Origin of the sequence: Ochrobactrum sp. A-1, assembly GCF_022488005.1 — a bacterium.
Classification (GTDB): Bacteria; Pseudomonadota; Alphaproteobacteria; order Rhizobiales; family Rhizobiaceae; genus Brucella.
On record NZ_JAKVQC010000003.1, the window covers coordinates 760,833 to 786,213 of the forward strand.

Consider the following 25,381-nt stretch of genomic DNA (forward strand, 5'->3'; position numbering starts at 1 on the left):
TTTCTTTTCACAGCGCATCTTGCCCGAAAACCGCGTCGCACTTTTCGGGATGCGCTTTACTGGAAGGTAAAGGAACAAGGTAACCAGAGGGTTAAGCACGATAAGTTCCCAACAGTTGGCGAGACATAAAGATTTTGCGCCGAACCCCGTCTTCTTTACCAGCCATTAACCCTAATCAATCGATAACGCTTGCAACCGATATTCGTAATCGCGCTGTCAGTACCGCGTCGATTGCGTTCGTAAGAAATATTGCTTTTCGGAAGAACCGAGGCGGATGATGACGGCGAAGACGATCCATAACAAGCGCAAAGGCCACGCTCTGCTCGTGGCGCTGGGCCTTGCCGCCATGACGCTTTCCGCTTGCTCCAGCTATCGCCCTGCCCCGCCCGCTTTCCACGAGGCGCTGAACCAACCTTATATGCTGGATGCCGGTGATCGCGTGCGCATCACTGTTTTCGAGCAGCCGAGCCTCTCCAATACCTATAGCGTCGATCAGGCTGGCTATATCGCCTTTCCGCTCGTGGGAAGCATTCCGGCGCGCGGCAAGACATCCAAGCAGCTTGAGGGGCTCATCGCCTCCAAACTGCGTGGCGGTTATCTGCGCGATCCCGATGTCAGCGCGGAAATCGACCGCTATCGCCCGATCTTCGTAATGGGTGAAGTTGGTGCCGCTGGCCAATATTCCTATGTTCCGGGCATGACCGTTCAGAAGGCCATTGCTGCCGCTGGCGGTTACAGTCCTCGCGCCAATCAGGAGAATGTGGACATCACGCGCCAGTTTAATGGCAAGGTGCTGACCGGTCGGGTGTTGATTTCCGATCCAATTCTGCCGGGTGACACGATCTATGTACGCGAACGTCTGTTCTGATGGCGATTGATGGCTGATGACACCAATGTCTCCCCACTGCGCATCGTCCACTGTTTCCGCGAGCCGACCGGTGGACTCTTCCGCCACGTTCGCGATCTCGTGGGCCTGCAGGCGGAAAAAGGCCACGCGGTCGGCATCGTCTGCGATGCAACGACCGGCGGCCCGCGCGAAGACGCGCTTCTCGAAGAATTACGGCCAAAGCTCGCGCTCGGCCTTCATCGCATTGCCATGCAGCGGCATGTCGGACTCGGCGACGCAGCGGCAGCGTACAAAGCATATCGCATCATCAAGAAATTGCGGCCGGACATATTGCACGGACACGGCGCCAAAGGCGGCGTCTATGCGCGATTGTTCGGCTCAGTCTTACGGGTTTTTAGGTCTCGCGTAGCCCGTATCTATTCACCGCATGGCGGTAGCCTTCATTTCGACCGGAAAACGCGCCGTGGTGGCGCCGTCTTTCTGGTCGAGAGAATGTTGGCTCCAATGACCGATGCGGTGATGTTCGTTTCCAACTTCGAAAAGCGCATCTATGAAGAAAAGGTGGGGCGGCCTTACGGCCTTCATGCCGTCGTTTACAACGGTTTGGCCGAAGAAGAATTTATATCGGTCGCCGACGCAGCCGATGCCAGCGATTTTCTTTTTGTCGGCACGATGCGCGAATTGAAGGGGCCAGACCTTCTGATCCGTGCACTGGCGCGCCTGCGTGACCAACACCAGCGCAATTTCACCGCAACGATGGTGGGAGACGGAACGGAGAAGCACGATTTCGTCAACCTGGCCAACGAGTTCGGAGTATCCAGGCAGATCCGCTTTCTGCCTGGAATGGCAGCGCGAGAGGCTTTCGAATTAGGACGGATCATGGTGGTTCCATCGCGCGCCGAAGCATTTCCCTATATCGTTCTGGAAGCGCTTGCCGCCGGAAAGTCCGTCATTGCCAGCAATGTCGGCGGCATTCCCGAAGTGTTCGGGCCGCAGTCCTCAGCACTGGTGGAGCCCGAGGACGAGGCGATTGCGAACAAGATGCTCGGTGTGGCGGACGATCCAACGGCGTTTCGCGCCGTGATGCCCGATTTGACACGGCTGCATGAGCGTTTCAGCTTGCAATCCATGGCACACTCGATCGAGACGATCTATTACGAGGCGCATCCGGACCGGGCAGTACCGGAAGACTGACTGATACCCCCTCAGCCCATCATCGCAGCAAAGGGTTCGGACGCTGAAAGCGACCGTCCGAACTGTGACCGAAACCCACCCCGCGCCGCAAAATAGATATAATGGAACGCATCAGCGCGTCCGCCAATGAGCGAGATATCTTCGCGTTGCCATTCCCAGGGCAGCATGTCCAGCTTGTCTTCAAACGGGTTCGATATGGTCGCAGACCAGAACGCGGCAATGCCATTTGGCTTGAGCGCCCTTTTCACCAGCCTCAGGCCATCATCTTCATAGATGACGCCATTGGCGGCCCGAACGGTAAAGTCGGGTCCGTTATCCGTGTCCATCAATATCGCATCGTATCGGCCCGGCTCTGCGAGGAGAACATCCATCACGTCGGCAACCCGCACATCAACGCGCGGATCATTTAGCGGATGGTCGGCTAGATGACCAATATGAGTCCGGTTCCAGCCTACGATTTCCGGGACAAGCTCACAAACCGTTACTCTGGCATCAGGTCCGAGCAAATCGAGTGCTGCCCGAAGCGTGAAGCCCATGCCAAGGCCACCGATAAGCATATGCGAAACCTGCCGCCCGTGCAGGCGAAGTGATCTTTCAGCCAGCACAGTCTCGGACTGGAAATTGACGTTGGACATCAATTCCAGACCGTTATAGCGAATTTCGTAGATGCGGTCGCGTTTTCGCAACAAGATTTCATCACCGGCAAGATTGCCTGCTTTAGCCACTTCGGCCCAAATAGTCATGATCAACCCTAGCGCGCCCTCCGATAAAGCTGAAACTGGCTCGGATAAAGCGCATTAAAACAAACAGTTAATACGACCTTGCAAGGTCGCAGCGTGAATTGTTCTCATCAGGATTTTGGGTCGCTATGCGGTCAGACGCGCAGCAACCCCATGACATCGTCCGATCTGGTGCCGATCAGGAGTGGGAAGAGTGCCGGCCTGTTGACGGCAACGTGAACCGAACAGTTCGACGGCGAAATGCCGCTTGCTGCATTGTCTTCCAACGGTTTCATATCACCGTCCTAGGCAATATAATCATACAAGGCAAGCTTGGCAGCGGCTTGGCTTGCGACAACTGGCGCGTATCGCTTCCCGCCTCCAATGCTGTAGCAATACGGACAGTAACAATGTTACTTTAGCTATCACTAACAGTAACGACTTTCGGTCGTGTATTTAATTGAGTGTTTACCTAAGTCAAAAGCTTGTCATGCGGCGTTTATATTCTGCTTAGGACTCTCGGTCTAATTACGAGGCTATCAATTTACGATCAGGGGCAATGTTGTGCGAGACAATGATGCGCTTTCTCCTTTTGGCCGCAAAGCCATGGAAGCCAGCAGCAAGCGAGATTCCGGACAAGATTCCAAATCGCAGGATCCGGTAGAACTCAGCCCATTGGCGCGCCAGATGGCCGAGCAATATCAACGCGATACGTTTTCGCCGCTGATGTTGAGCGGCGTCATGCGCATGGTGGAATTCGGGCTTGTCTTTTTCTCCGGCATTCTCAGCTTCCTGCTCTATATCGGCATCGACACGCATCTTGTGTTCTATTATCCGCTCGTCATCGTCGCTGGCGGCGCGCTTTTCGTCCTGCTGATGGAAATCAACGACGGCTATCAGATCAACATTTTGCGCAGCCCCGGTCGCTATCTGCGGCGGCTTTTCATCAGTTGGGCGGCAGTGCTTGGAACGCTGGCAATTGCCGGCTTCCTCATGAAGGCGTCTTCCGATTTCTCACGCGGCTGGTTCCTATATTGGGCACTCAGCGCCTGCGTGATGCTTTTGCTCTCACGCGTATTCGTCGCATGGAAAATCAAGCGTTGGGCGCGCAATGGCACAATGGAGCGCCGCGCCGTCATTGTCGGCGGCGGCCCCAATGCAGAAGCGCTTATCCGCTCGCTGGAACAGCAGCCTGACAACGACATCCGCATTTGCGGAATCTTCGACGACCGCGACGACAAGCGCTCGCCGCCTATCGTTGCGGGTTACCCCAAGCTTGGCAATATCAACGAGCTGATAGAGTTTGCCCGTATCGCTCATATTGACATGCTGATCGTGTCCCTCCCGATCAGCGCCGAAGCCCGTGTGCTGGCCCTGCTGAAGAAGCTTTGGGTTCTGCCTGTGGACATCCGCCTGTCCGCGCTGAACAATCACCTGCGTTTCCGGCCTCGTGCCTATTCCTATGTCGGCGCGGTGCCGATGCTGGATATTTTCGACAAGCCGATCAACGATTGGGATTCCGTCGCCAAACGCATCTTCGACGTTGTCTTCAGCATCCTCGGCATCGTTCTTCTGTCACCGATCATGATAGGCACCGCAATTGCCATCAAACTGGATAGCAAGGGCTCCGTGATCTTCAAGCAGAAGCGGCATGGCTTCAACAATGAAGTCATCAATGTCTGGAAATTCCGGTCGATGTACACCGAGATGTGCGACCCGACCGCCAAGCAGGCCGTCACCAAGAACGACCCCCGCGTCACGCGTGTCGGGCGCTTCATCCGCAAGGCCTCCATCGATGAGCTGCCGCAGTTCTTCAATGTTCTCGCCGGGTCCCTGTCGCTCGTCGGCCCGCGTCCGCATGCAGTCGCTGCCCATTCGCATAATGTGCTCTATAACGAGGTGGTTGACGGTTATTTCGCGCGCCATCGCGTGAAGCCGGGTGTCACCGGCTGGGCGCAGATCAATGGTTGGCGCGGTGAAATCGACAATGAGAACAAGATCCGTATGCGCACGGAATTCGATCTCTACTATATCGAAAACTGGTCGCTCTGGCTTGATCTCAAGATTCTGTTCCTCACACCTATACGGCTTCTCAATACGGAAAACGCTTATTGACCAGCGTGGCGCAAAGGTTTGACGGCAATCCACGTCCAGCCATGATGCTGCGGGCAGACGTAGCGCGCAAACGCGCGCTCAATCGCCTCATCGCCAATATTGCAATCGGGTTTGGCGTTTTTCTGCTTGGCTTCGTGATGAGCGAACCAGCACCTTATGAACTTTACATGGTCGGCCTGATTGCGCTGGCACTGCTGTTCGGACTGCGGCTAACCCGCACCAGCCTTGTGCTGCTGGCGATTTTTGTCGTGTTCAATTTCGGCGGGATGATCTCGGTCATGCAGATGGCCGACGTCAAGAAGGCCCCGCTCTATATCGCCGTTTCACTGTTTCTGGCTTTCACGTCCGTATTTTTCGCTGCGGCCATTGAAGGGGACTACCGGCGTCTCAGAACGATCTTCAATGCCTATCTTCTTGTTGGGGTACTTTCTTCCGTCCTCGGTATTGCCGGTTACCTCGGCCTTTTTCCGGGCGCAGAAATCTTCACGCGCTATGGTCGAGCGCAAGGCGCATTTCAGGACCCCAACGTCTATGGGCCCTTCCTGATATTGCCACTGACCTGGACGCTTTACCGCATCATGCGCGGGGGCATTCGCGATATGGCCATCTATCTGCCTTTTTGCTGCCTGCTGACGCTCGGCGTTCTTGTGTCCTTCTCGCGCGCAGCCTGGGCGATGGTTCCCCTCTCCTTCGCCATTCTGTTTGGCGTGCTTTTTCTGCAAAGCAACAGCAACCGTTTTCGGCTGCGTCTGATAATCATTGGTCTGCTTGCCGTTGCAACGATTGTTCTCGCGATCCTGATTATTCTGCAAATTCCCGGCGTCGGCGATTTCTTCCGCGAGCGCGCGCGCCTCGAACAAAGCTATGACAGCGCGAGACTGGGGCGCTTTGCGCGGCACTGGCTTGGAATGATCCTCGCCACACAACATCCACTCGGCATCGGCCCGCTCGAATTTGGTCCAATGTTCGGCGAGGATACGCACAATATCTGGCTGAAGGCCGTACTCGACTATGGCTGGATCGGCTTTATCGCTTTTCTGACGCTGACATTCCTGACACTCGGGATCGGCTTCAAACTTCTGTTTCGCAATCGTCCGTGGCAGCCGTTTCTTCTAGTCGCCTACGCAACCTATCTCGGGCACGTCCTGATCGGCAATGTTATCGACACCGATCACTGGCGCCACTTTTATCTGCTTTTCGGGATCATCTGGGGTTGTGCAGGACTCGAATACAAGTATCAGCTTTCACTCAAACTCAGAGAACGATCAGGAGAGCAGCATTTTGCAATTCGCGATATACGCCGCAGCAGCCCTCTTTGAAATTGCCGGGTGTTTCGCCTTCTGGGCATGGTTGAAGCTTGACAAGTCGCCGCTGTGGCTGGCGCCTGGCATGGTGTGCCTCGCATTATTCGCCTATCTGCTGACCCTCATTGAAAGCAATATCGCGGGCCGCGCTTACGCAGCCTATGGCGGCATCTATATCATCGCATCGATCCTGTGGATCTGGTTTGCCGAGGGCGCCCGTCCTGACCGTTGGGATGTCGTCGGCGCATGTACGGCATTCGCCGGCACGTGTATCATTCTCTTCGCGCCGCGATCATGATGCCTGAAGCGATGCACCAATGTCATGTGCAATTTGCCAGTTTCGGCAAATTAGCCCTTGCGTGCCAAGACGTTATATTCTACGGCTTTCCCCGGCTCGGAGCGTAGCGCAGCCCGGTAGCGCACTTGACTGGGGGTCAAGGGGTCGTGGGTTCGAATCCCGCCGCTCCGACCATTTTTCTTCCCCAAACCTTTATTTTCATACGATCTTTCCTTTGCACAGAAAGTGCAAATCGGATTAGCTCTGCCATGCATTGCATGGAGGAAAGCATGAAGAACGCCTTGATCACTGGCGGCAGTCGCGGCATTGGCCGCGCTACCGTTCTGCGCAGCGCCGCACAAGGCTGGTCTGTGGCCTTGAACTATGCTGGCAACGAACAGGCTGCACAGCAAACAGTGACCGAAGCAGCGAAGCTCGGGGCGAAAGCGCTGGCGATCCAGGGCGACATATCCAGAGAACAGGACGTAATTTCCATGTTCGACAAGGCCGAGGCCAATCTTGGTCCGCTGAAAGGTGTCGTCCTGAACGCCGGTATCGTTGCCCAAACCATGCCTCTGGCAGACATGAGCGCCGAGCGTCTGAAAATGATGTTCGACGTGAATGTTTACGGCACCTATCTATGCGCCCGCGAAGCAGCGCGGCGCTTGCAGCCGGACAGTGCAATCGTCATCGTTTCCTCCATGGCCTCTCGGCTTGGATCACCGTTTGAATATGTGGATTATGCCGGGGCGAAAGGTGCCCTCGATACGCTGACCACCGGTCTCTCGAAGGAACTGGCGTCGAAAGGCATTCGCGTCAATGCGGTGCGTCCCGGACTGATCGACACCGAGATTCATGCCAGCGGCGGCAATCCGGACCGCGCTGCGCGGTTAGGCGCCGGTACGCCGGTCGGACGTCCCGGAAAAGCGGAGGAAGTCGCGGAAGCCATTTTCTGGCTGCTGAACGACGCCCCCGCCTATGTGACCGGAACATTCATCGACGTTGCTGGCGGACGTTAGAGCGCGTTTCGCTCTGATTAGATCAGATCGGCGCTCTAACTTCTTCTATTTCAAGCATAATCTTATCGATCCTCGTTTCACTCCGGTCGGATTATGCTCTAAACAAACTGTTGGAACGCCTCGCTCTATTTCTCGCGTAGCTGGTAGGTTTCCGCAACGTAGCGATAGCCTTCGCCTTCCCGCTTGAGATAGGCCAGCGCCGGAAATGGCATATGATAGCCGATGAACGGTAGCCGGTCGGTCGCGATCATGTCGAACATGCGCTTGCGGGTCTGAACGGCGGCTTCCTTGTCGATATCGAAGGATACGTGCCATTCGGGTCGCTGCAACGTAATGACGAAATGGTTCGCCGTATCTGAGACCAGCATCAACGACTTGCCGTCTGTTTCGACCCGGAAAGCCAGATGCCCCGGCGTGTGGCCGTAAGCCGCCACGGAATGAATGCCGGAAACGACTTCGCTGTCATCACCCAGAAACGTCATCTTCTCGGCGAGAGGCTTCACATTTTTGGCCACCATTTCGGCAACTGTCTTGGCGGGACTATCGAGCCGCGCGGGATCGGTCCAGAAGTCGAATTCCTTCTGTCCCGCAGCATAACGGGCATTGGCGAAGGCTGGCTTGCCATCTTCCATCAGCCCGCCGATGTGATCGGGATGGAAATGGCTTAGCACCACGAGCGACACATCGTCCGCCTTGTAGCCCGAAGCCTCAAGCGCACTGGCGAGTTTACCCAGCCCCGCTTCGCGGGCACCAGCTCCCATGCCGGTGTCGAACAGGACAAGCTCCTTGCCCGTATTTATGAGCACCGGCGTGAAACTGTTGACGAAACGGTCGGCAGGCAGAAGATTTTCTTCAAGAAGTGCGGCAACCGCTTTCGGGTCCTGATCCACCGCATATATCTTTTCGGGCGCTTCACCTGCCCTCCGTCCATCGGAAAGCGTGGTGATCTCGAAATCACCAAACTGAAAACGATGGAAGCCCGGATTTTCTACCTGTGAAGGGGTTTTCACTTTGGAACTGCCTGTTTCGGCTGCGGCCCTGGCGCGTTCCAGTGGCGACATGGCCAATCCGGCACCGGCGGCAGATGCTGTAACAATGAAATTACGTCTTGAGATGGTCATCGATCGATCTCCCGGCATAATCTATGGGTAAGAATAACAGGATACCCGAAAAAGCCCTCTGATCCATGAAATACGCGATCAAGTTTCCGTTGGCTTGATTGCGACGGTCTCCTCTTGCGCCAAAAGCCAAGAATCACTATTTACAGGGCCGCGCGGGACGACCCACGCCTGTGTTCGCATCGGGGACGGCCCCATAGGGGGTGTCCTATGGCAGGGCCGATCGAACAATTTGCAATCAAGCCTATCGTTGAACTTGGAGAAATCGGCGGTCAGCCGGTTGCTTTCACCAATTCTGCACTCTTCATGGTGCTGACGGTATTGGGTGCGGCTGCGTTCATGTTCCTGTCGTCCCGCAGGGGCACCGTCGTTCCAGGCCGCTGGCAGTCGTCAGCCGAGATTCTTTACGAATTTGTGTCGAAGACACTGCGCGAGAATGCCGGTGAAAAAGGCATGACCTTTTTCCCGCTCGTGTTCTCGCTGTTTCTGTTTATCCTGTTTGCCAATCTGATCGGTATGTTTCCATACGCCTTTACAGTGACGAGCCACATCATCGTGACATTTGCTCTGGCTATGCTCGTATTCCTAACAGTCACGATCTATGGTCTCGTACGGCACGGCTTCAAGTTCTTTCGGCTGTTCATGCCTGCAGGCGTGCCGGTCGTGCTGGCGCCGATCATCGTGCCGATCGAGATCATGTCCTACATCTCGCGTCCGGTCAGCCATTCTGTTCGTCTGTTCGCTGTGATGCTTGCGGGACATATCACGCTGAAGGTCTTTGCGGGATTTGTCGTTGGGTTGGGTAGTCTTGGAACGCTCGGCATATTGACTGCCGTGCTGCCGCTGGCAATGACCGTCGCGTTGACCGCACTCGAATTGTTGATGGCAGTCATTCAGGCTTACGTATTTACTATGCTGACCTGCATGTATCTCAACGATGCACTGCACCCGTCGCACTGAATAATGACTTCGCAGGAAGGACGGCCTTCCTGCCTCTTCAACGAACGGGACGGCCCGTTCAGAACCCTCGTGAGGGAGCATTAAAATGGCATGGCTTTATCTGATTGTGGCCGGAATTCTTGAGGTCGTCTGGGCCTATTTCATGAAAAAATCGGAAGGTTTTTCCCTTCTGACACCAAGCGCTATTACCATCGTGACGATGATCGGCAGCTTCATTCTGCTGTCCATCGCCATGCGCAGCCTGCCGCTTGGAACGGCCTATGCAATCTGGACAGGTATCGGTGCGGTTGGCGCGTTTGTGGTGGGCATCTTCATTCTTGGTGAGGCTGCAACCTTCTTCCGTATCGCGAGCGTGACGCTGATCCTCGCCGGTATCATCGGATTAAAACTCTCATCCAGCTGATCCAGTCAGCTAAAAGAAAAGGGAGGCGAAAGCCTCCCTTTTTCATGTGATCCGAAGTCGATCAGCGCACCTGATCAAGAAGGCGCTTGCATTCGAGGAGATCGAACAATGCTTCCTGAAGGAGCGAGCGATTATCCTTCGAAGGCCGCTTTCCATCGGCTCCGATGGGGCCGTCTTCCTCGCCCTTCAATAAGCCGAAGAGCTTGCGGGCCGGTTGCGGCGCCTTGATGCCGTTTGGCAGCGCCATTTCATTGTCTGCCGCCTCTTCTGCCGCGCGCTTGTCAGCAGCGGCCTGTTTCTGGCGTGTGATCGCCTCAATGGCCTGAACGTCGCCATTGCCAAGAGCGATGATGAATTGCGCATTGTTTTCGCGAAGCAGACGTTGCACGCCCTTAATCGTATATCCCTGATCGTAGAGCAGATGGCGAATGCCCTTGAGCAATTCCACATCGAGCGGTCGATAATATCGACGGCCGCCGCCACGCTTCATGGGCTTGATCTGGGTAAAACGCGTTTCCCAGAAACGCAGCACATGCTGCGGAAGATCCAGATCATCCGCTACTTCGCTGATCGTCCTGAATGCATCAGGGCTCTTGTCCATTCCACTTGCCCTTTCCAGTGGTTCAGGTTTCGCCATTGCGGCGCAACCTCGCCGATCCAGATAGTTCAACTCGCTGCCAACGCGAACGCGTCTCCAACACGAAAGGTGCTTGTTACCATCGGATTTTAAAAGACGGGAGTTAACAAACTCCAGCGTGCGGAAAGACACGGCGCAAACGTCATTCAAAACCGGACGGCGTGCAACACAAACTCGCTCTGAAAAGCCAAACGCTTTCCAGATTTCAATATTAGCGAAGCGATTCGTTCCGCTAAATCCATTATATAATATCAGAGCTTTATAAGCATCCCTTCACGCATGGCCGAAGGTAGCGTGGCCAATTCGTGGCCAACCCAAGGTAAACAGCGACCGTCACCCCTGACAGGTCTGGCGGTCGAAACAAAACAAACGTTCTCCGCGCCTGGTCCTAAACCAGACGCGGAGAACTGTCAGCGATTTGCAATGATGGCGCCAAAAACAAAATGCTGCCCGTCGGGCAGCATTCTAGCAATTACTTCTGGCTTTTGGTTTCACGCTTCTGGTGTTCCTGCAGAATACGCTGCTTGAGAACGTTGGAAGCTTTGAAAGTCATCACACGACGGGGAAGAATTGGAACCTCCTCGCCTGTTTTCGGATTACGGCCAATGCGCTCGTTCTTGTCACGAACCTGAAATGTCGCGAAAGACGACAATTTCACGGTTTCGCCGTTGACGATAGCGTCACAGACTTCATCGAGGATCATCTCGACAAGAGCCGCCGACTCCGTTCTGGAAAGGCCTACCTTCCGGTAAACAGCCTCTGCCAGATCAGCTCGCGTGACCGTTTTACCTCCCATGACCGAACCTGCCTGGTTAGCGTTTGAACAGATAATATCCTTACGTGACAGGACGTTACACAAATAAAAGCGCAACGGTCAAGCCGCGAGTTCCCTCACGGCAGATCAAATTTGTACTTACCAGCGCAACAGAACCGCGCCCCACGTGAATCCGCCGCCCATTGCTTCCAGAAGAACGAGGTCGCCCTTCTTGATGCGACCGTCTGCAACGGCGGTCGCAAGAGCCAGCGGAACCGACGCTGCAGAGGTGTTACCATGGCGATCAACGGTGATGACCACCTTGTTTTCAGCAATGTTCAGCTTCTTGGCGGAAGCATCGATAATGCGCTTGTTGGCCTGATGTGGAACGAACCAGTCGATATCCTCGGCAGTAAGGCCGGTTTCCGCGAAAGAAGCCTCGATAACGTCCGTAATCATGCCAACGGCATGCTTGAAGACTTCACGGCCTTCCATGCGCAGGTGCCCGACTGTCTGGGTGGTAGACGGGCCACCATCCACAAAAAGTTTTTCCTTGTGATTGCCGTCCGAGCGCAGATTGGCTGCGAGAACACCGCGATCCGAGGTCAGCCCGTTGCCTTCGGCAGCTTCCAGAACCACCGCGCCGGCACCATCGCCGAACAGAACACAGGTCGTACGATCATTCCAGTCGAGGATTCGCGAGAAGGTTTCCGCGCCGATGACCAAAACCCGCTTCGCCATGCCGCCGCGGATATAGAGGTCAGCCGTCGTGATGGCATAGATGAAGCCGCTGCACACGGCCTGCATATCGAAGGCAAAACCCTTGGTGATTCCCAATTCGCGCTGAATTTCCACGGCACTTGCCGGAAAAGTATGGTTGGGCGTCGAGGTTGCCAACAGAACGAGATCAATATCGGTCGGCTGAAGACCGGCATTCTCGATTGCCGCGCGGGCCGCAGCCGCGCCGAGCGAAACCGTGGTTTCGTCATCGCCTGCAATATGGCGCTCACGGATACCCGTGCGCTGCACGATCCACTCGTCCGAGGTTTCGATAATACCTTCGAAATCGGTATTCTTCATGACCCGCTTCGGCAATGCCGAACCGATACCCCGCACGACAGATCTTATCATCTCTTATTTCCTGTCCTTACATGCGACCGGCGCGACAAGCATTCGCGCGCGCAGCCGTGAATTCTGGCCCTACACATATTCGGTAAAAGTTACTTCACCGCTTCGGTGCCGAAAAAATAATCGGCGAACCGCAAATCTTATCCAATTCCGTCTTCCGGATGGCGTTGCCGGAATTATGCCTTTGCGGCCTCGCCACCTTCATTCGAAACATGCGGATGACTGTGGTGGAAATGCGCCAGATCGGCTTCGATCTTTTCCAGAAGGCGATTTCTCACCATGTCATAGCCGACTTCCACTGCCGAGCAGAAACCTTCTGCGTTCGCGCTGCCATGACTTTTGATGACAATTCCGCTGAGACCGAGGAAAACGCCGCCATTGACCTTATTCGGGTCCATCTTTTCACGCAGACGGTCGAACGCGCCCTTGGCGAAAACATAGCCGATCTTGGCAAGCAGCGTGCGACTCATTGCCTGACGCAACAGTTCCGCCATCTGGCGGGCCGTGCCTTCCGCAGCCTTGAGCGCGATATTGCCGGTGAAACCTTCGGTCACGACTACGTCCACCGTGCCCTTGCCTATATCATTGCCTTCAACGAAGCCGGAATAGGCCAGCCCGTCCAGCGGAGTATCACGCAGAATCTGGCCCGCTTCCTTGATCTCGTCGAGACCCTTGACCTCTTCCGTGCCTACATTCAGGAGACCGACGGTCGGCTTGCGCACTTCGAACAGGGCACGCGCCATGCCCGCGCCCATAACGGCATAATCGACGAGCTGACGTGCATCGGCACCAATTGTGGCGCCAATGTCGAGCACGATGCTTTCGCCGCGCAGCGTTGGCCAGATGCCTGCAATCGCGGGGCGCTCGACGTCCGACATCATGCGCAGGCAGAATTTGGACATGGCCATCAGAGCACCCGTATTGCCGGCGGAGATACACGCCTGCGCGTCACCGGTCTTTACAGCCTCGATAGCCTGCCACATGGACGACTTGCCCCGACCGGCGCGCAAAGCCTGGCTCGGCTTGTCATCCATGCTGATGGCAACCTCGCTCGCGCGAAACTCGGATGCGGCCTTCAGTTTCGGGTAACGTGCCAGAACGGGCTCCACCTGAGCGGGGAGACCGAAAAATATGAAACGGATGTCAGGATGGCGCTCAAGCGCCTTCGCTGCGCCGGGGATGACCACTTCAGGGCCAAAATCACCGCCCATCGCGTCAATCGAAATTTTGATCACTCTTGATTATTCCTGTGCGATCCCTGTTCCTGCCCTGCCTTTGCAGCAGACAGGTTTTCGGCGAAAATAGTGTTTTTGCGTTTCCGCACAACCAAATTCTATCAAACTCACCGTGAATCACGGCTTCTTTTGCCATTCCGAAAGTTTCGCAAACGGCGAAACGGGCTTCTCGTCCCCCTCTTCGTCCCCGAAAACCTTCGGCTCGCTCTCGTCAGGCAAGCCCGGTTTGCGGGGATATGGATCAATGGCGAGATCGAAGAATTCCTCTGCAATCGCGCCGACATCAATCTTGTCACCGACAAAAACTTCCGGACTGTCCGCGCCTTCCGCATCGAGCAGCATTTCACCGCTTTCATCAAGCTGAATTCGGGCGAGCCGTGAATTTTCCGGCACGAAGATCGTGTCGACCTCTTCAGCGACACTGTTGGTCAGCGGCTCCAGCGTCACGACGCAGGATTGAACGATCTCCGCATCGATGCGGCCGCGCACCCGGATACCGTCCTTCTTCCAGGGCGTAATCAGAAATTCCGCGCTAAAGGCGTTCACGGCCTCAAGTCCATGGTCTGCCGCAAGCGCTGCGCGCTCTTTCTCATCCGTGCCTATTTTCACCGTTACGCCTTTTTGCGGCAGGTGAAGAACCGGAACAGGATAGGTGAGCGCCGGTTTATCAGTCATTCTTATTGGCCTCTTCAGCATTGTTCGTTGGCGCAAGGCCAATCTCATCGGCATCCATATAGGAAATGTCGCCTGCCGCCAAAGCATCGTCCGCAATTTTTTGCAGGCGGTCGCGGCATCCCAGAACATATTCGCTTAAATGGTGGGCATGCGGCCAGAATTCGAGGTCCGGACGGATATTTCGCGTCAGCGCCGCTGCCAACGCCTCTGCATCGTTTGCATCCAGCGCCTCACCATAGGCCGCGACACGACCGTAGAACATGCGCGCAAGTTTCTTCATGCGCTTCGGCACGCCCTGATCGCCGATGCCGAGTTCGCGCAGCGAATGGTCGACATCCTTGAAAAACTCATCCGCGATTTCCTGCGCAAGATCGGCAAGCACCTTGTTTTCTCCCCTCATGCGGTGAAGGGCGAGAAAAATATGCAAGGAAAGCATTTCATAGCGACCGAGTGGCGTATCGGGCACCTGAAATTGTGCATAAAACCGTTTTTGCCGCGCCGCCGCCACGATCACCTCGTAAACGCGAAGCATAATTGCCTCGTTTGCTTTCGACTTGCGGCGGAATAGTTGGAGAATCATGTCCGTACGACCGTTCCAGTTGCATAAATAAGCAAGGTGGTTTACCGAAGTTCTCCCGACGGCGAAAGTGCCGCGCTGATTTAGAATGTATGGAGAGGTCTTTGTTGCAGCGAATTTTACCAAGTGTACGCAAGCAGCGTGCTCTTCTCGCAGGCACGGCAGTTCTCGTCTCAGTGGCTCTTGCCGGATGTAACACTGCGTCCACGCTCAATCCATCCGAAACGCTGACAGAGGGTTACGTGCTCGATCAGGGTGCGCTTGATTCGGTTCCTGTCGGTTCCAGCCGCGAGCAGGTGCTTCTGGCGCTCGGCACGCCGTCCACCACTGCGACCTTCGACAACGAAGTGTTCTATTACATTTCGCAGAAGCGTTATCGCGCGGCGCAGTTCATGAAGCCGAAGATCGTTGAGCGGCAGATTCTTGCCATCTATTTCGACAAGGACGGCAAGGTCGAGCATATCGCCAATTACGGCCTGAAGGACGGCAAGCTGTTCGACTTCGTGTCGCGCACAACGCCGACAGGCGGCAAGGACCAGACCTTCCTCGGTCAGATCATTCAGGGCGTTTCCAAGGCCCCAACATCATTGCCGGGCATGGGCTCTTCAGGCGGCGCCAACAACTGATCCGTCAAATATCTACAAAAAGAAAACCCGCCTTCACGGCGGGTTTTCTTTGTTTGAAGTTCAATCCGTCATGCCATATGCGCCAGCACAGCCAACAGAAGAAGGGCCACGATGTTGGTAATCTTGATGGCCGGATTGACGGCCGGACCAGCGGTATCCTTATAGGGATCACCAACAGTATCGCCGGTCACCGATGCCTTGTGCGCTTCCGACCCTTTCAGGTGCTTCACGCCATCGGTGTCGGTAAATCCATCTTCGAAGCTCTTCTTGGCATTGTCCCAAGCGCCGCCGCCGGACGTCATGGAAATCGCCACGAACAGGCCGTTGACGATGACACCGAGAAGCGATGCGCCGAGTGCTGCAAAGGCTGCTGCCTTCGAGCCTGAGATGAGCAGCACGCCGAAATAGACGACTATCGGCGCCAGCACAGGCAAAAGCGACGGGATGATCATTTCACGAATGGCCGCTCTGGTCAGCAGATCGACCGCACGGGCATAGTCCGGACGTTCCTTGCCGGTCATGATCCCCGGCTTTTCGCGGAACTGGCGGCGCACTTCCTGCACGACCGCGCCGCCTGCCCGGCCCACGGCCGTCATGGCCATGCCACCGAACAGATAAGGGATCAGACCGCCGAAGATCAGTCCCGCAACCACATAAGGATTGGAGAGATCGAAGGAGACAGGTCCCATATCCGCGAAGTAGGGATAGGTTTGCCCGTTGGCGGCGAAATAGGCCAGATCGTTGGAATAAGCCGCAAACAGCACCAGTGCACCAAGTCCCGCCGAACCGATGGCATAGCCCTTGGTGACGGCCTTGGTCGTATTGCCCACGGCGTCGAGCGCATCGGTAGCCTTGCGGACTTCCGGGTCGAGACCGGCCATTTCCGCGATGCCGCCCGCATTGTCCGTAACCGGGCCGAAGGCATCAAGCGCTACGATCATGCCCGCGATGCCAAGCATGGCAGTAACAGCAATAGCGGTCCCGAACAGGCCTGCAAGCTGGTAGGTCGAGATAATGCCACCTACGATCACGATTGCCGGAAGCGCGGTTGATTCAAGCGAAACCGCCAGTCCCTGAATGACATTCGTGCCGTGGCCCGTGACGGAAGCCTGCGCAATGGAATTGACCGGGCGCTTGTTGGTACCGGTATAATATTCCGTAATCACGACGATCAGACCGGTCACGATCAGACCGATCAGACCGCAGATGAAGAGATTGGCGCCGGTAATGCTCTTTCCGGCCACAGTTCCGATTTCACCCCAGCCGATGGTCAGTGTATTGGCAACGGCAAGACCGACAATGGAAAGCAGGCCGGTCGCGATCAGCCCCTTGTAGAGCGCACCCATGATGGAACCATCGACGCTGAGCTTGACGAAGAAAGTCCCTATGATCGACGTAATCACGCAGGCACCGCAGATCATCAGCGGATAAAGCATGACACTCGGCAAAACGTCCGATCCGTTGAAGAAGATTGCGCCGAGAACCATGGTAGCAACGACCGTCACAGCGTAAGTTTCGAACAGGTCAGCGGCCATGCCTGCGCAATCGCCAACATTGTCACCGACATTGTCTGCAATAGTTGCAGGATTGCGCGGATCATCTTCGGGAATACCGGCTTCCACCTTGCCCACCAGATCGCCGCCGACGTCGGCGCCCTTGGTGAAGATACCACCACCCAGACGTGCGAAGATCGAAATCAGCGAAGCGCCGAAACCGAGCGACACCAGCGCATCGATAACGGTACGGTCCGACGGCGAATAACCAAGCCAGACGGTGAGAATGAAATAGTAAACGGATACGCCGAGCAGCGCGAGCCCGGCCACCAGAAGGCCGGTAATGGCCCCGGACTTGAAGGCCAGTTCAAGCCCTCCGGCAAGGCTCAGCGAAGCTGCCTGCGCGGTGCGCACATTGGCGCGAACCGAAACGTGCATTCCGATAAATCCGGTGACACCCGACAAAACCGCACCAATCAGGAAGCCGATTGCGGCGCTGATCGACAACAGATACCAGGCTGCCAGAAAGACCACGACGCCGACGATGGCAATCGTTGAATATTGTCTTGTGAGATAGGCTGAGGCACCCTCGCGGATGGCTTCAGCAATTTCCTGCATGCGCTGCGTCCCCTGATCGGCTGCAAGAACCGAACGGATCGCCCATATGGCGAAAAGAACGGAAACCACGCCGCAAGCAATGACGAGAACTAAGACTGCCACTCCCATTTGCATAAAGGCCAACTCCCATTGAGTTTGCGCTGGCTACCGTCAGACCGCGAGCCGCGATTGTCGGCAGGCACATGCGCAGGATAGGCCCGAAAACCCCTCCCCGGACCCGATTGAGCGGCATGGAAGTGCCTGAAGCCAATAAAGGATACCGGGCTTCATCGGTATATTCACGTCTGGAACTTACGCCTTGGAATCAATCAATTGGCGCGATTCCTTGTATTTCAGCGTTCTCAATGCCGCACGCCCAACATGCGAAACGGTTTAACAAACGTCAAGTCGTTCTTTGCCAGCGCACAATGAAAGAAGGGCTGCGATTTCTCACAGCCCTTCTTTCATATTTGTTGTTGCTTAAATCTGATCAGCGCGGCTTCACGCCGCGGCTCTCGCCACGAATGACAAATGCGAGGCGATCAAGCACAGCGTTGACCAGCTTCGGCTCTTCTTCCGTATAGAATGCCTTGGCGATATCGACATATTCGGACACGATCACAGCCGTTGGCACGTCTTTGCGCGTCTGCAATTCCCATGCGCCTGCACGGAGAATTGCGCGCAGCGTCGAATCGAGACGCGACAGCGGCCAGTCTTCCGTCAGCGCCTGATGAATCAACGGATCGAGCTTCAGCTGTTCATCGACGACCCCGGCCACAATCGCGCGGAACCATTGCGGATCGGCATCGAGATACTGGGTGCCGTCCACTTCCTTGCCAAGACGGAAAGCTTCGTACTCAGCCACCACTTCCAGAACCCCCGTCCCGGCAACATCCATCTGATAGAGCGCCTGGACTGCAGCAAGACGGGCAACGCCGCGCTTGTTCGCCGTGCGTGGAAGATTGGGGGTCGGGCGGCCTTCGGTAGAAGAAGTCATGGTAATCAGACTCCGAACTTCTTGCGCAGGTCGATCATGGTCAGTGCGGCACGAGCGGCAAATCCGCCCTTGTCCTTGTCTTCACGGCGAGCGCGAACCCATGCCTGCTCTTCGTTTTCGACGGTCAGAATGCCGTTGCCGATAGCGATGCTTTCCTCGACCGAGAGATCGGTAAGCGCACGGCAGGATTCATTGGACACGATATCGAAATGATAGGTCTCGCCACGGATAACCGTGCCGAGCGCGACAAAGCCGTCATATTCCTTGCCGCCATTGTCTTCGCCGTCGAGTGCGAAAGAAATGACTGCCGGAACCTCAAGCGCACCTGGAACCGTCACGACATCATAGGTCGCCCCTGCTTCATCCAAGGCTGCCTTTGCGCCATCCAGAAGCGCGTCGGCGAGATCATCGTAGAAACGCGCTTCGACAATAAGCAAATGCGGCGCATGCGCCTCGTGCTTGGACATGAGAGACTCCATGACAAATTTTGCGGACCGCAACGATTGCGGTCAACGCTTAAAATCGGGATATGCTTTTACAGCCTGGGAATTTAGGCTGTAAGCCTATTTCTGATATTGCGCAAGCCTTGCCGCGTAACGTGCCAACTGGTCGATCTCGATATTTACCTTATCACCTGCTTTCCGCTCGCCCCAAGTCGTGACTTCAAGCGAATGGCGGATCAGGAGCACATCAAACTCGTTTCCGTTGACGCCATTGACCGTCAGCGAAGTTCCGTCGAGCGCAACCGAACCCTTCTGGGCAATGAATGGAGCCAGTTCTTCCGGCACGCGCAGGGTGAAGCGCACTGCGTCGCCCTCATCCTTGCGTTCGATGATTTCAGCCTGTCCGTCGACATGGCCCGAAACGAGGTGGCCGCCCATTTCATCACCGAGTTTCAGCGAGCGCTCCAGATTGATGCTCCGTCCGCTCTGCCAATTGGAGATCGTGGTCAGGCGCAGCGCTTCTTCCCATGCCTCCACCTCGAACCAGCGGGCATTCGTGCCTTTTTCCGGAAGTGCCACCACCGTGAGACACACACCGGAACAGGCAATCGATGCACCAAGCTCGATCGTTTCGGGATCATATGCGGTTTCGATACGCAGAAGAACGCCTTCATTCAGCGGCTTGATACGGTCAACTTTGCCGATATCGGTAATAATGCCTGTAAACATCAAGTCTTCCTTACATATTCCGCATAGGCATCGTCACCATAGCGAGCCTGCCTCAGAATTTTGAATTCGTCTGCGATATGGGTTTCAAGCCCTTCCACGGCAACCCCGTGTTCGCCGCCGATTTCAACCGGCGAGCGGAAGATAGCAAGCCGATCTACCAACCCCTCGTCCATAAAGCTTTTCGCAACACCTGCTCCGCCCTCAACGAGAACCGATGAAATACCCTGCGCCGCAAGATCATCCATCAGTTCAGGCAAGGCGATGCGGCAGTCATGTGCTTCTGTTGCGAGAATGCGGCAACCAGCGGCCTTCAATTCATACCGCCGTTCCGGCGATGCCTCTTCACCGCAGGCGACCCACAAGGGCTGCGCATCGGCCGTCTGCACGAGCTTCGAGGACAGCGGCAGGCGCAATCCGCTGTCGAGCACGACACGAACGGGTGAACGCTGCTCCAGCCCCGGCAGACGACAATTCAGCACCGGATCGTCGGCTAGCGCTGTTTCGATACCAATCAGGATCACATCGGTTTGCGCTCGCAGAATATGCGACTGCGCCCGCGCAATCGGCCCGGTTATCGCAACCTGCCCCTCACCCCGGCGACCGATCATGCCGTCGGCGGAAAGTGCAAGTTTCAGAATCACTTCCGGGCGCTTCTTCGCAGATCGATTCAGATAACCGGCAAGATCGTCAGCAGCCTGTTCGGCGAGAATGCCCGGCACGACCTCGATCCCTGCCTCGCGCAGTATGGCAAAACCTTTTCCGCTGACGCGTTCATCCGGATCGGTTGCGGCAACCACGACACGCGCTACCCCTGCCCGCACCAGGGCCTCCGCACAAGGCGGCGTGCGTCCGTGATGTGCGCATGGCTCCAGCGTCACATAAGCCGTCGCGCCGCGAGCGGCCTCTCCCGCATCAGCCAGTGCCTGCGGCTCGGCATGGGGTCTGCCGCCAATTGCAGTTACACCGCGTCCGACGATGACGCCATCTTTGACTATAATGGTGCCGACGGAAGGATTGGTTCCCGTCAGCCCCTTATGACGGCGGGCATGACGGATCGTTGATTCCATGAAGCGAACATCTTCCGAGGTTGCATTCGAAGGCGGAAACTTGCTGCCACTCATACTCAAGCGTCCAGATCGTCCTCGATTTCAGCAACTGTCAATTCATCGATGACGTTGTGGAAATCGACGGCCTTGCTGAAATTGCGATAGACCGACGCAAATCGGATATAGGCAATATCGTCGATGCCTTTCAGCGCATCCATCGCCAGCCGCCCGATTTCATCGGATGTCACCTCTGCCTCACCCGAGCTTTCAAGCTGGCGCACAATGCCGGAAATGGCGCGTTCGACCCTGTCGTTATCGACATCGCGTTTGCGCAGCGCGACTTCGATGGACCGCGTGAGCTTGTCACGATCGAAGGGGACCCGACGCCCGCTTTTTTTCACGACCATCAGGTCGCGCAACTGCACGCGCTCAAAGGTCGTGAAACGACCGCCGCACACCGAACAGACACGGCGCCTGCGAATGACAGCACCGTCTTCCGCAGGGCGGGAATCCTTCACTTGCGTATCTTCAGACTGGCAATAGGGACAACGCATGGAACTCTTTCGATTTCAATATCGGCAATCTCAATATCGGCAGCTTCAATACTGGCAAGTTTGCACTGGCGACGAACAGCTCATATGTGGGGTTACCCCCGCCAAAAACTCAAGAGCTGTACCATCGGCAACCGATTCCCGGCAATCATAGCCCATAAGCGGCAACCTACCTACCGGATGCGACAATGAAAAAGCCCCGCTCAACAAGTTGAAACGGGGCTTCATCTCAATCATGGAAACAGGCTTATCCCTGATAGTCGTACATCGGGAAACGGGCGGTCAAGGTCATGACCTTTTCCTTCACGGCCTGTTCGACGGCAGCATTGCCTTCGTCGGAATTGGCAACCTTGAGGCCGTCGAGAACTTCGGCGATCAGCGAACCGATTTCCTTGAATTCAGCAGCGCCGAAACCGCGGGTCGTGCCTGCAGGCGTGCCGAGACGGACGCCGGAGGTGACGAACGGCTTTTCAGGGTCGAACGGAATACCATTCTTGTTGCAGGTTATGTTGGCGCGGCCGAGAGCTGCTTCCGCACGCTTGCCCGTTGCGTTCTTCGGACGCAGATCGACCAGCATCAGATGGTTGTCAGTGCCACCCGAAACGATATCGAGGCCATTCGACTTCAGTTCTTCGGCAAGCGCGCGCGCATTGTCGACGACGTTCTTGGCATAGAGCTTGAATTCAGGCTTCAGTGCTTCACCGAAGGCAACCGCCTTGGCGGCGATGACGTGCATCAGCGGGCCGCCCTGAAGACCTGGGAAAACAGCCGAATTGAACTTCTTCGCCAGGTCAGCATCATTGGTGAGGATCATGCCGCCGCGTGGACCGCGAAGCGACTTGTGCGTCGTCGTCGTGCAGACATGGGCATGCGGAACCGGCGAAGGATGAACGCCGCCGGCAACGAGACCGGCAATATGCGCCATATCGACCATGAGATACGCACCGACTTCGTCAGCGATCTCGCGGAAGCGCTTCCAGTCCCAGACGCGCGAATAGGCCGTGCCGCCTGCGAGGATGAGCTTCGGCTTGTTTTCACGTGCGAGACGGGCAACTTCGTCCATATCGAGCAGATGGTCGTCCTTGCGAACGCCATAGGACACGACATTGAACCACTTGCCGGACATGTTGACCGGCGAACCGTGGGTAAGGTGACCACCCGAATTGAGGTCGAGGCCCATGAATGTATCGCCCGGCTGAAGCAGAGCGAGGAACACGGCCTGGTTCATCTGGCTGCCGGAGTTCGGCTGAACATTTGCGAATTCGCAGCCGAAGAGCTTCTTGGCGCGTTCGATGGCCAGTTCTTCCACGACGTCCACATACTGGCAGCCGCCGTAATAGCGCTTGCCCGGATAGCCTTCGGCATATTTGTTGGTGAGGATGGAACCCTGTGCTTCCAAAACAGCGCGCGAAACGATGTTTTCCGAGGCAATCAGCTCGATCTCATGACGCTGACGACCGAGTTCGTTGCGAATTGCACCGAAAATCTCGGAATCGATGTCCTCGAGGCTTGCATTGAAGAAAACGTCGGAAGACGCATTCTTGGCGGCGGCGTTGGCTTGAGACATGTTTCACACCCTCCGGGTTAGCCGGTAAAAGCTATATGGATGAGGCGCATTATCACACTTGAACGCACAAGGCCAATGGTCGCAAAGCGAAAAGCTTATTCCAAAATGCGGCAAACCGATTTGATAATTAAACGGAGACGAAAAAGCCGCCCAAAAAGCTTTCGGACGGCTTCGAAAACTCAAACTTAGGATGAGAATCAGGTGTCGGTGCCGAGTGCGAGTTCGGTCGCACCGTCCATCTTGTAGATGTCGTCGCGGAACTGCACCACGCCATCGCCAGTGGACCAGGCGGAAATGTAGACAAAGTGCAACGGAACCGGATCAGCAAGCTGGATCGGGGTATTCGTACCGGACTTGATCGTGCCTTCGATGTTCTGGCGGTCCCAGCCAGCAGTGTTCTTCAACAGCCATACGTCGAGATCGCGTACGTTCTGGACGCGGACGCAGCCCGACGAGTCGAAGCGCATGAGCTTGTTGAAATAGCTCTTCTGCGGCGTATCGTGCATATAGACCGCATACTGGTTGTGGAAGTTGATCTTGGTCGAGGACATGGCGTTGATCTTGCCTGGGTCCTGACGGAACATCAGCTTCACCGCATCGTCCGTATTCCAGTCGATGCTTTCCGGTGCCACTTCCTGACCGGACTGGTCGTAGAGGCGGATCTTGTTCTTCGCCAGATATTGCGGGTCTTTCCGCATCAGCGGAATGATATCCTTCTGGATGATCGACTTTGGCGCGGTCCAGTAAGGATTGAGAATGACTTCGTGAATCTTCGAATTGAGGATCGGCGTCTGACGGTCGATCTTGCCGACAACCGCCGTGTGGCGCTGCACGACGCTGCCGCCTTCAACGGCCTCGATGCGCGCGGCCGGGATGTTGACCATCACGAAACGCTGCTCCTGCATACCCTGATTGGCCAGAGGCGAAAGGCGCTGCAGATTGGTCTGGAGCTGTCCGAGGCGCGTATTGGCATCCACATTCATGGCCGCATAGGTAAACTGCCCCATGACGCCGTCGGCTGGCAGGCCATGACGGGACTGGAAGCGCTTCACGGCAGCATCGACATAAGTGTCGAAGGAACTAGAAAGCCCCGCTTCCTGCGGCAGATCGCCCGAAATCATGAGGCGCTTGCGCAGCGCTTGCACTGATGGATCGGTGACACCGATCTGAAGCTTTGCATTACCCGGAACGCTCGGCCAGCCGCCGCGACCGGCGATGTCGGTATATTGCGCGATAGCAGTCTGGAGATTGCCGACCGTCTGCTGGCTCAAAACCGGCTGGTTGGTCGCGACCCGCTGGCCACCCGTTGCACGGGCGTCGAACTGGTCAGCCCAGTTGCCGCGGCGCGACGATCCAATAACGTCGGTCAGAGCTTGCTGAGCATAAGCCGAGGAAACCATGGCGGAGGCAGCCACGGAAAGGCCGGCGGTCGCCGCGCCGCGCAGGAAACTGCGGCGATCTACTCTGAAAGCATCGGCTGGTCTGTCGGTCTTGGTCATTTTGCTTAGTCCCAAAAGGCTAACCGCTCGCGCGGGATCTTCCCAGAGAATATCAGCAATAGGTCAACAAGGCGATAACCGGATTGCAAGCAACGCAAAGCTACTCGCTTATCCGAAATTCGATTTCGAGCCCATTCCTGACTGAAGGTGGCACAATATTGCTCGTGCCGTTCTAAAACGCTTATGTCGTTTTTTATGGCTTAATCATGTCGCATGGCCTGAATTTCAAGCCATGCGCCTTACGATTGAGAGCTTCACAGCACCTTATTCTTCTCAATGGCAGCCTGTTGTGACAGTTCTGCAACTACTTAGAGCCGATAGGCGATGCTGTCGTTCCAGAAGCGGTCGAGACGCTGCAGCGACTTGTTCATCGCCGTGAATTCTTCAACCTGAATGCCGCCGACCTGTTCGATCGAGGAGATATGGCGTTCGTAGAGCGAAGCCACCTGATCGGCAATCGCATTGCCCTTGTCCGTCAGGCTGACGCGTACCGAGCGACGGTCAACGCGCGAGCGCTGATGATGAATGAAGCCCATTTCGACCAGCTTCTTCAGATTGTACGAAACATTGGAGCCGAGATAGTAACCGCGCGAGCGCAGTTCACCGGCGGTCAGCTCCGAATTACCGATGTTGAAGAGCAGAAGAGCCTGCGTCGCGTTGATATCGTTCTGGCCGTTACGGTCGAACTCGTACTTGACAACGTCGAGCAGGCGGCGATGCAGGCGCTCGACCAGCTGAAGTGCTTCCAGATAAAGCGAGCGAAGTGCAGTTTCCGGTGTCATGAGCGGAGCGGATATGTCCGTCTTGCGCTGTGCGTTGATCATTTCTTTTGCCTCTCTGTCGGAGCCGCATTCCATGAAGCCATGATGCA

Annotated in this window: 27 protein-coding genes and 1 tRNA gene; 10 read left to right on the plus strand and 18 right to left on the minus strand. The window is 56.0% G+C overall.

Annotation, left to right across the window (positions count from 1 at the left end; genetic code table 11):
* The first annotated feature begins 277 nt into the window (after nt 1-277).
* Both MKS82_RS05450 and MKS82_RS05455 read left to right on the plus strand, forming a co-directional pair.
* Entirely contained in the window at nt 278-868 is a 591-nt protein-coding gene (locus MKS82_RS05450) for a polysaccharide biosynthesis/export family protein (protein ID WP_109988433.1), read from the plus strand.
* 9 nt (nt 869-877) lie between these two features.
* Nucleotides 878-2,041: a glycosyltransferase family 4 protein gene (locus tag MKS82_RS05455; RefSeq protein ID WP_240578460.1), complete on the plus strand. Its 1,164-nt coding sequence runs from the start codon at nt 878-880 to the stop codon at nt 2,039-2,041.
* An 11-nt stretch (nt 2,042-2,052) separates the two neighbouring features.
* Here MKS82_RS05455 and MKS82_RS05460 read toward each other — a convergent pair whose 3' ends face one another.
* Nucleotides 2,053-2,784 carry a spermidine synthase gene (locus MKS82_RS05460; RefSeq protein ID WP_240578461.1) on the minus strand — a complete coding sequence of 244 codons (732 nt, stop codon included), beginning with the start codon at nt 2,782-2,784 and terminating at the stop codon, nt 2,053-2,055.
* 131 nt (nt 2,785-2,915) lie between these two features.
* Nucleotides 2,916-3,056 (minus strand): hypothetical protein, encoded by a 141-nt coding sequence (locus MKS82_RS05465; protein ID WP_181394302.1) that lies wholly within the window; start codon nt 3,054-3,056, stop codon nt 2,916-2,918.
* A 310-nt stretch (nt 3,057-3,366) separates the two neighbouring features.
* On the opposite strand from MKS82_RS05465, the gene MKS82_RS05470 reads away from it, so the two are divergent.
* From MKS82_RS05470 to MKS82_RS05490, 5 genes are all read left to right on the plus strand, one after another.
* Nucleotides 3,367-4,875 carry an undecaprenyl-phosphate glucose phosphotransferase gene (locus tag MKS82_RS05470; RefSeq protein ID WP_276313280.1) on the plus strand — a complete coding sequence of 503 codons (1,509 nt, stop codon included), beginning with the start codon at nt 3,367-3,369 and terminating at the stop codon, nt 4,873-4,875.
* Nucleotides 4,872-6,194: an O-antigen ligase family protein gene (locus tag MKS82_RS05475; RefSeq protein WP_240578463.1), complete on the plus strand. Its 1,323-nt coding sequence runs from the start codon at nt 4,872-4,874 to the stop codon at nt 6,192-6,194. Before MKS82_RS05470 ends, MKS82_RS05475 begins: the two co-directional genes overlap by 4 nt.
* Nucleotides 6,157-6,477 (plus strand): YnfA family protein, encoded by a 321-nt coding sequence (locus MKS82_RS05480; RefSeq protein WP_109988343.1) that lies wholly within the window; start codon nt 6,157-6,159, stop codon nt 6,475-6,477. Before MKS82_RS05475 ends, MKS82_RS05480 begins: the two co-directional genes overlap by 38 nt.
* Nucleotides 6,478-6,574: 97 nt before the next feature.
* Nucleotides 6,575-6,651: transfer RNA gene (locus MKS82_RS05485), tRNA-Pro, on the plus strand.
* A 95-nt stretch (nt 6,652-6,746) separates the two neighbouring features.
* A complete protein-coding gene (locus MKS82_RS05490; RefSeq protein ID WP_109988388.1) occupies nt 6,747-7,475 on the plus strand; it encodes an SDR family oxidoreductase in 729 nt (242 codons plus the stop codon).
* A 125-nt stretch (nt 7,476-7,600) separates the two neighbouring features.
* Here MKS82_RS05490 and MKS82_RS05495 read toward each other — a convergent pair whose 3' ends face one another.
* Nucleotides 7,601-8,596 (minus strand): MBL fold metallo-hydrolase, encoded by a 996-nt coding sequence (locus tag MKS82_RS05495; protein WP_109988389.1) that lies wholly within the window; start codon nt 8,594-8,596, stop codon nt 7,601-7,603.
* Between the two features lie 207 nt (nt 8,597-8,803).
* Here MKS82_RS05495 and MKS82_RS05500 point away from each other — a divergent pair, with 207 nt between their 5' ends.
* Both MKS82_RS05500 and sugE read left to right on the plus strand, forming a co-directional pair.
* Entirely contained in the window at nt 8,804-9,553 is a 750-nt protein-coding gene (locus tag MKS82_RS05500) for a F0F1 ATP synthase subunit A (protein WP_240578464.1), read from the plus strand.
* A gap of 85 nt (nt 9,554-9,638) precedes the next feature.
* On the plus strand, nt 9,639-9,956 hold the full coding sequence (gene sugE, locus MKS82_RS05505) for a quaternary ammonium compound efflux SMR transporter SugE (protein ID WP_109988391.1): 318 nt from the start codon (nt 9,639-9,641) through the stop codon (nt 9,954-9,956).
* Nucleotides 9,957-10,017: 61 nt separating this feature from the next.
* On the opposite strand, the gene MKS82_RS05510 is transcribed toward sugE, so the two are convergent.
* The 6 genes from MKS82_RS05510 to MKS82_RS05535 form a co-directional block, all read right to left on the minus strand.
* On the minus strand, nt 10,018-10,557 hold the full coding sequence (locus tag MKS82_RS05510; RefSeq protein ID WP_109988392.1) for a MerR family transcriptional regulator: 540 nt from the start codon (nt 10,555-10,557) through the stop codon (nt 10,018-10,020).
* A gap of 508 nt (nt 10,558-11,065) precedes the next feature.
* Nucleotides 11,066-11,389 (minus strand): integration host factor subunit alpha, encoded by a 324-nt coding sequence (locus MKS82_RS05515; protein WP_010661102.1) that lies wholly within the window; start codon nt 11,387-11,389, stop codon nt 11,066-11,068.
* 117 nt (nt 11,390-11,506) lie between these two features.
* Complete coding sequence (locus MKS82_RS05520) at nt 11,507-12,478, minus strand: beta-ketoacyl-ACP synthase III (RefSeq protein WP_109988393.1); 972 nt, start codon at nt 12,476-12,478, stop codon at nt 11,507-11,509.
* A 173-nt stretch (nt 12,479-12,651) separates the two neighbouring features.
* Nucleotides 12,652-13,710, minus strand: a complete 1,059-nt coding sequence (gene plsX, locus MKS82_RS05525) for a phosphate acyltransferase PlsX (RefSeq protein ID WP_109988394.1) — start codon at nt 13,708-13,710, stop codon at nt 12,652-12,654.
* Nucleotides 13,711-13,827: 117 nt separating this feature from the next.
* Nucleotides 13,828-14,385 (minus strand): YceD family protein, encoded by a 558-nt coding sequence (locus MKS82_RS05530; RefSeq protein ID WP_151677941.1) that lies wholly within the window; start codon nt 14,383-14,385, stop codon nt 13,828-13,830.
* A complete protein-coding gene (locus MKS82_RS05535; protein WP_109988396.1) occupies nt 14,378-14,965 on the minus strand; it encodes a ubiquinol-cytochrome C chaperone family protein in 588 nt (195 codons plus the stop codon). Before MKS82_RS05535 ends, MKS82_RS05530 begins: the two co-directional genes overlap by 8 nt.
* A gap of 101 nt (nt 14,966-15,066) precedes the next feature.
* Between MKS82_RS05535 and MKS82_RS05540 the strand changes: the two genes are divergently transcribed.
* Nucleotides 15,067-15,588 (plus strand): outer membrane protein assembly factor BamE, encoded by a 522-nt coding sequence (locus MKS82_RS05540; RefSeq protein WP_109988397.1) that lies wholly within the window; start codon nt 15,067-15,069, stop codon nt 15,586-15,588.
* A gap of 68 nt (nt 15,589-15,656) precedes the next feature.
* Here the strand turns inward: MKS82_RS05540 and MKS82_RS05545 are convergent, their stop codons facing one another.
* The 9 genes from MKS82_RS05545 to ldtR all read right to left on the minus strand — a co-directional run bounded on the left by MKS82_RS05545 (nt 15,657) and on the right by ldtR (nt 25,334).
* Nucleotides 15,657-17,813: a sodium-translocating pyrophosphatase gene (locus MKS82_RS05545; RefSeq protein ID WP_109988398.1), complete on the minus strand. Its 2,157-nt coding sequence runs from the start codon at nt 17,811-17,813 to the stop codon at nt 15,657-15,659.
* Nucleotides 17,814-18,168: 355 nt separating this feature from the next.
* The gene (nusB, locus tag MKS82_RS05550) at nt 18,169-18,675 is read right to left on the minus strand and encodes a transcription antitermination factor NusB (protein WP_109988399.1); all 507 of its coding nucleotides are present in this window, start codon (nt 18,673-18,675) and stop codon (nt 18,169-18,171) included.
* A gap of 5 nt (nt 18,676-18,680) precedes the next feature.
* Nucleotides 18,681-19,142: a 6,7-dimethyl-8-ribityllumazine synthase gene (locus MKS82_RS05555; RefSeq protein WP_010661093.1), complete on the minus strand. Its 462-nt coding sequence runs from the start codon at nt 19,140-19,142 to the stop codon at nt 18,681-18,683.
* Nucleotides 19,143-19,238: 96 nt separating this feature from the next.
* On the minus strand, nt 19,239-19,847 hold the full coding sequence (locus tag MKS82_RS05560) for a riboflavin synthase (protein WP_109988400.1): 609 nt from the start codon (nt 19,845-19,847) through the stop codon (nt 19,239-19,241).
* Nucleotides 19,847-20,968, minus strand: coding sequence for a bifunctional diaminohydroxyphosphoribosylaminopyrimidine deaminase/5-amino-6-(5-phosphoribosylamino)uracil reductase RibD (gene ribD / locus MKS82_RS05565; RefSeq protein WP_109988401.1), 1,122 nt, complete (start codon nt 20,966-20,968; stop codon nt 19,847-19,849). The genes MKS82_RS05560 and ribD overlap by 1 nt, the downstream gene beginning before the upstream one ends.
* Nucleotides 20,969-20,970: 2 nt before the next feature.
* Complete coding sequence (gene nrdR, locus MKS82_RS05570; protein ID WP_109988402.1) at nt 20,971-21,447, minus strand: transcriptional regulator NrdR; 477 nt, start codon at nt 21,445-21,447, stop codon at nt 20,971-20,973.
* A gap of 244 nt (nt 21,448-21,691) precedes the next feature.
* On the minus strand, nt 21,692-23,011 hold the full coding sequence (glyA, locus tag MKS82_RS05575; RefSeq protein WP_109988403.1) for a serine hydroxymethyltransferase: 1,320 nt from the start codon (nt 23,009-23,011) through the stop codon (nt 21,692-21,694).
* A 197-nt stretch (nt 23,012-23,208) separates the two neighbouring features.
* The gene (locus MKS82_RS05580) at nt 23,209-24,510 is read right to left on the minus strand and encodes a L,D-transpeptidase family protein (RefSeq protein ID WP_109988404.1); all 1,302 of its coding nucleotides are present in this window, start codon (nt 24,508-24,510) and stop codon (nt 23,209-23,211) included.
* Nucleotides 24,511-24,818: 308 nt separating this feature from the next.
* Nucleotides 24,819-25,334: a transcriptional regulator LdtR gene (ldtR, locus tag MKS82_RS05585; RefSeq protein ID WP_109988405.1), complete on the minus strand. Its 516-nt coding sequence runs from the start codon at nt 25,332-25,334 to the stop codon at nt 24,819-24,821.
* Between the last annotated feature and the right edge of the window lie 47 nt (nt 25,335-25,381).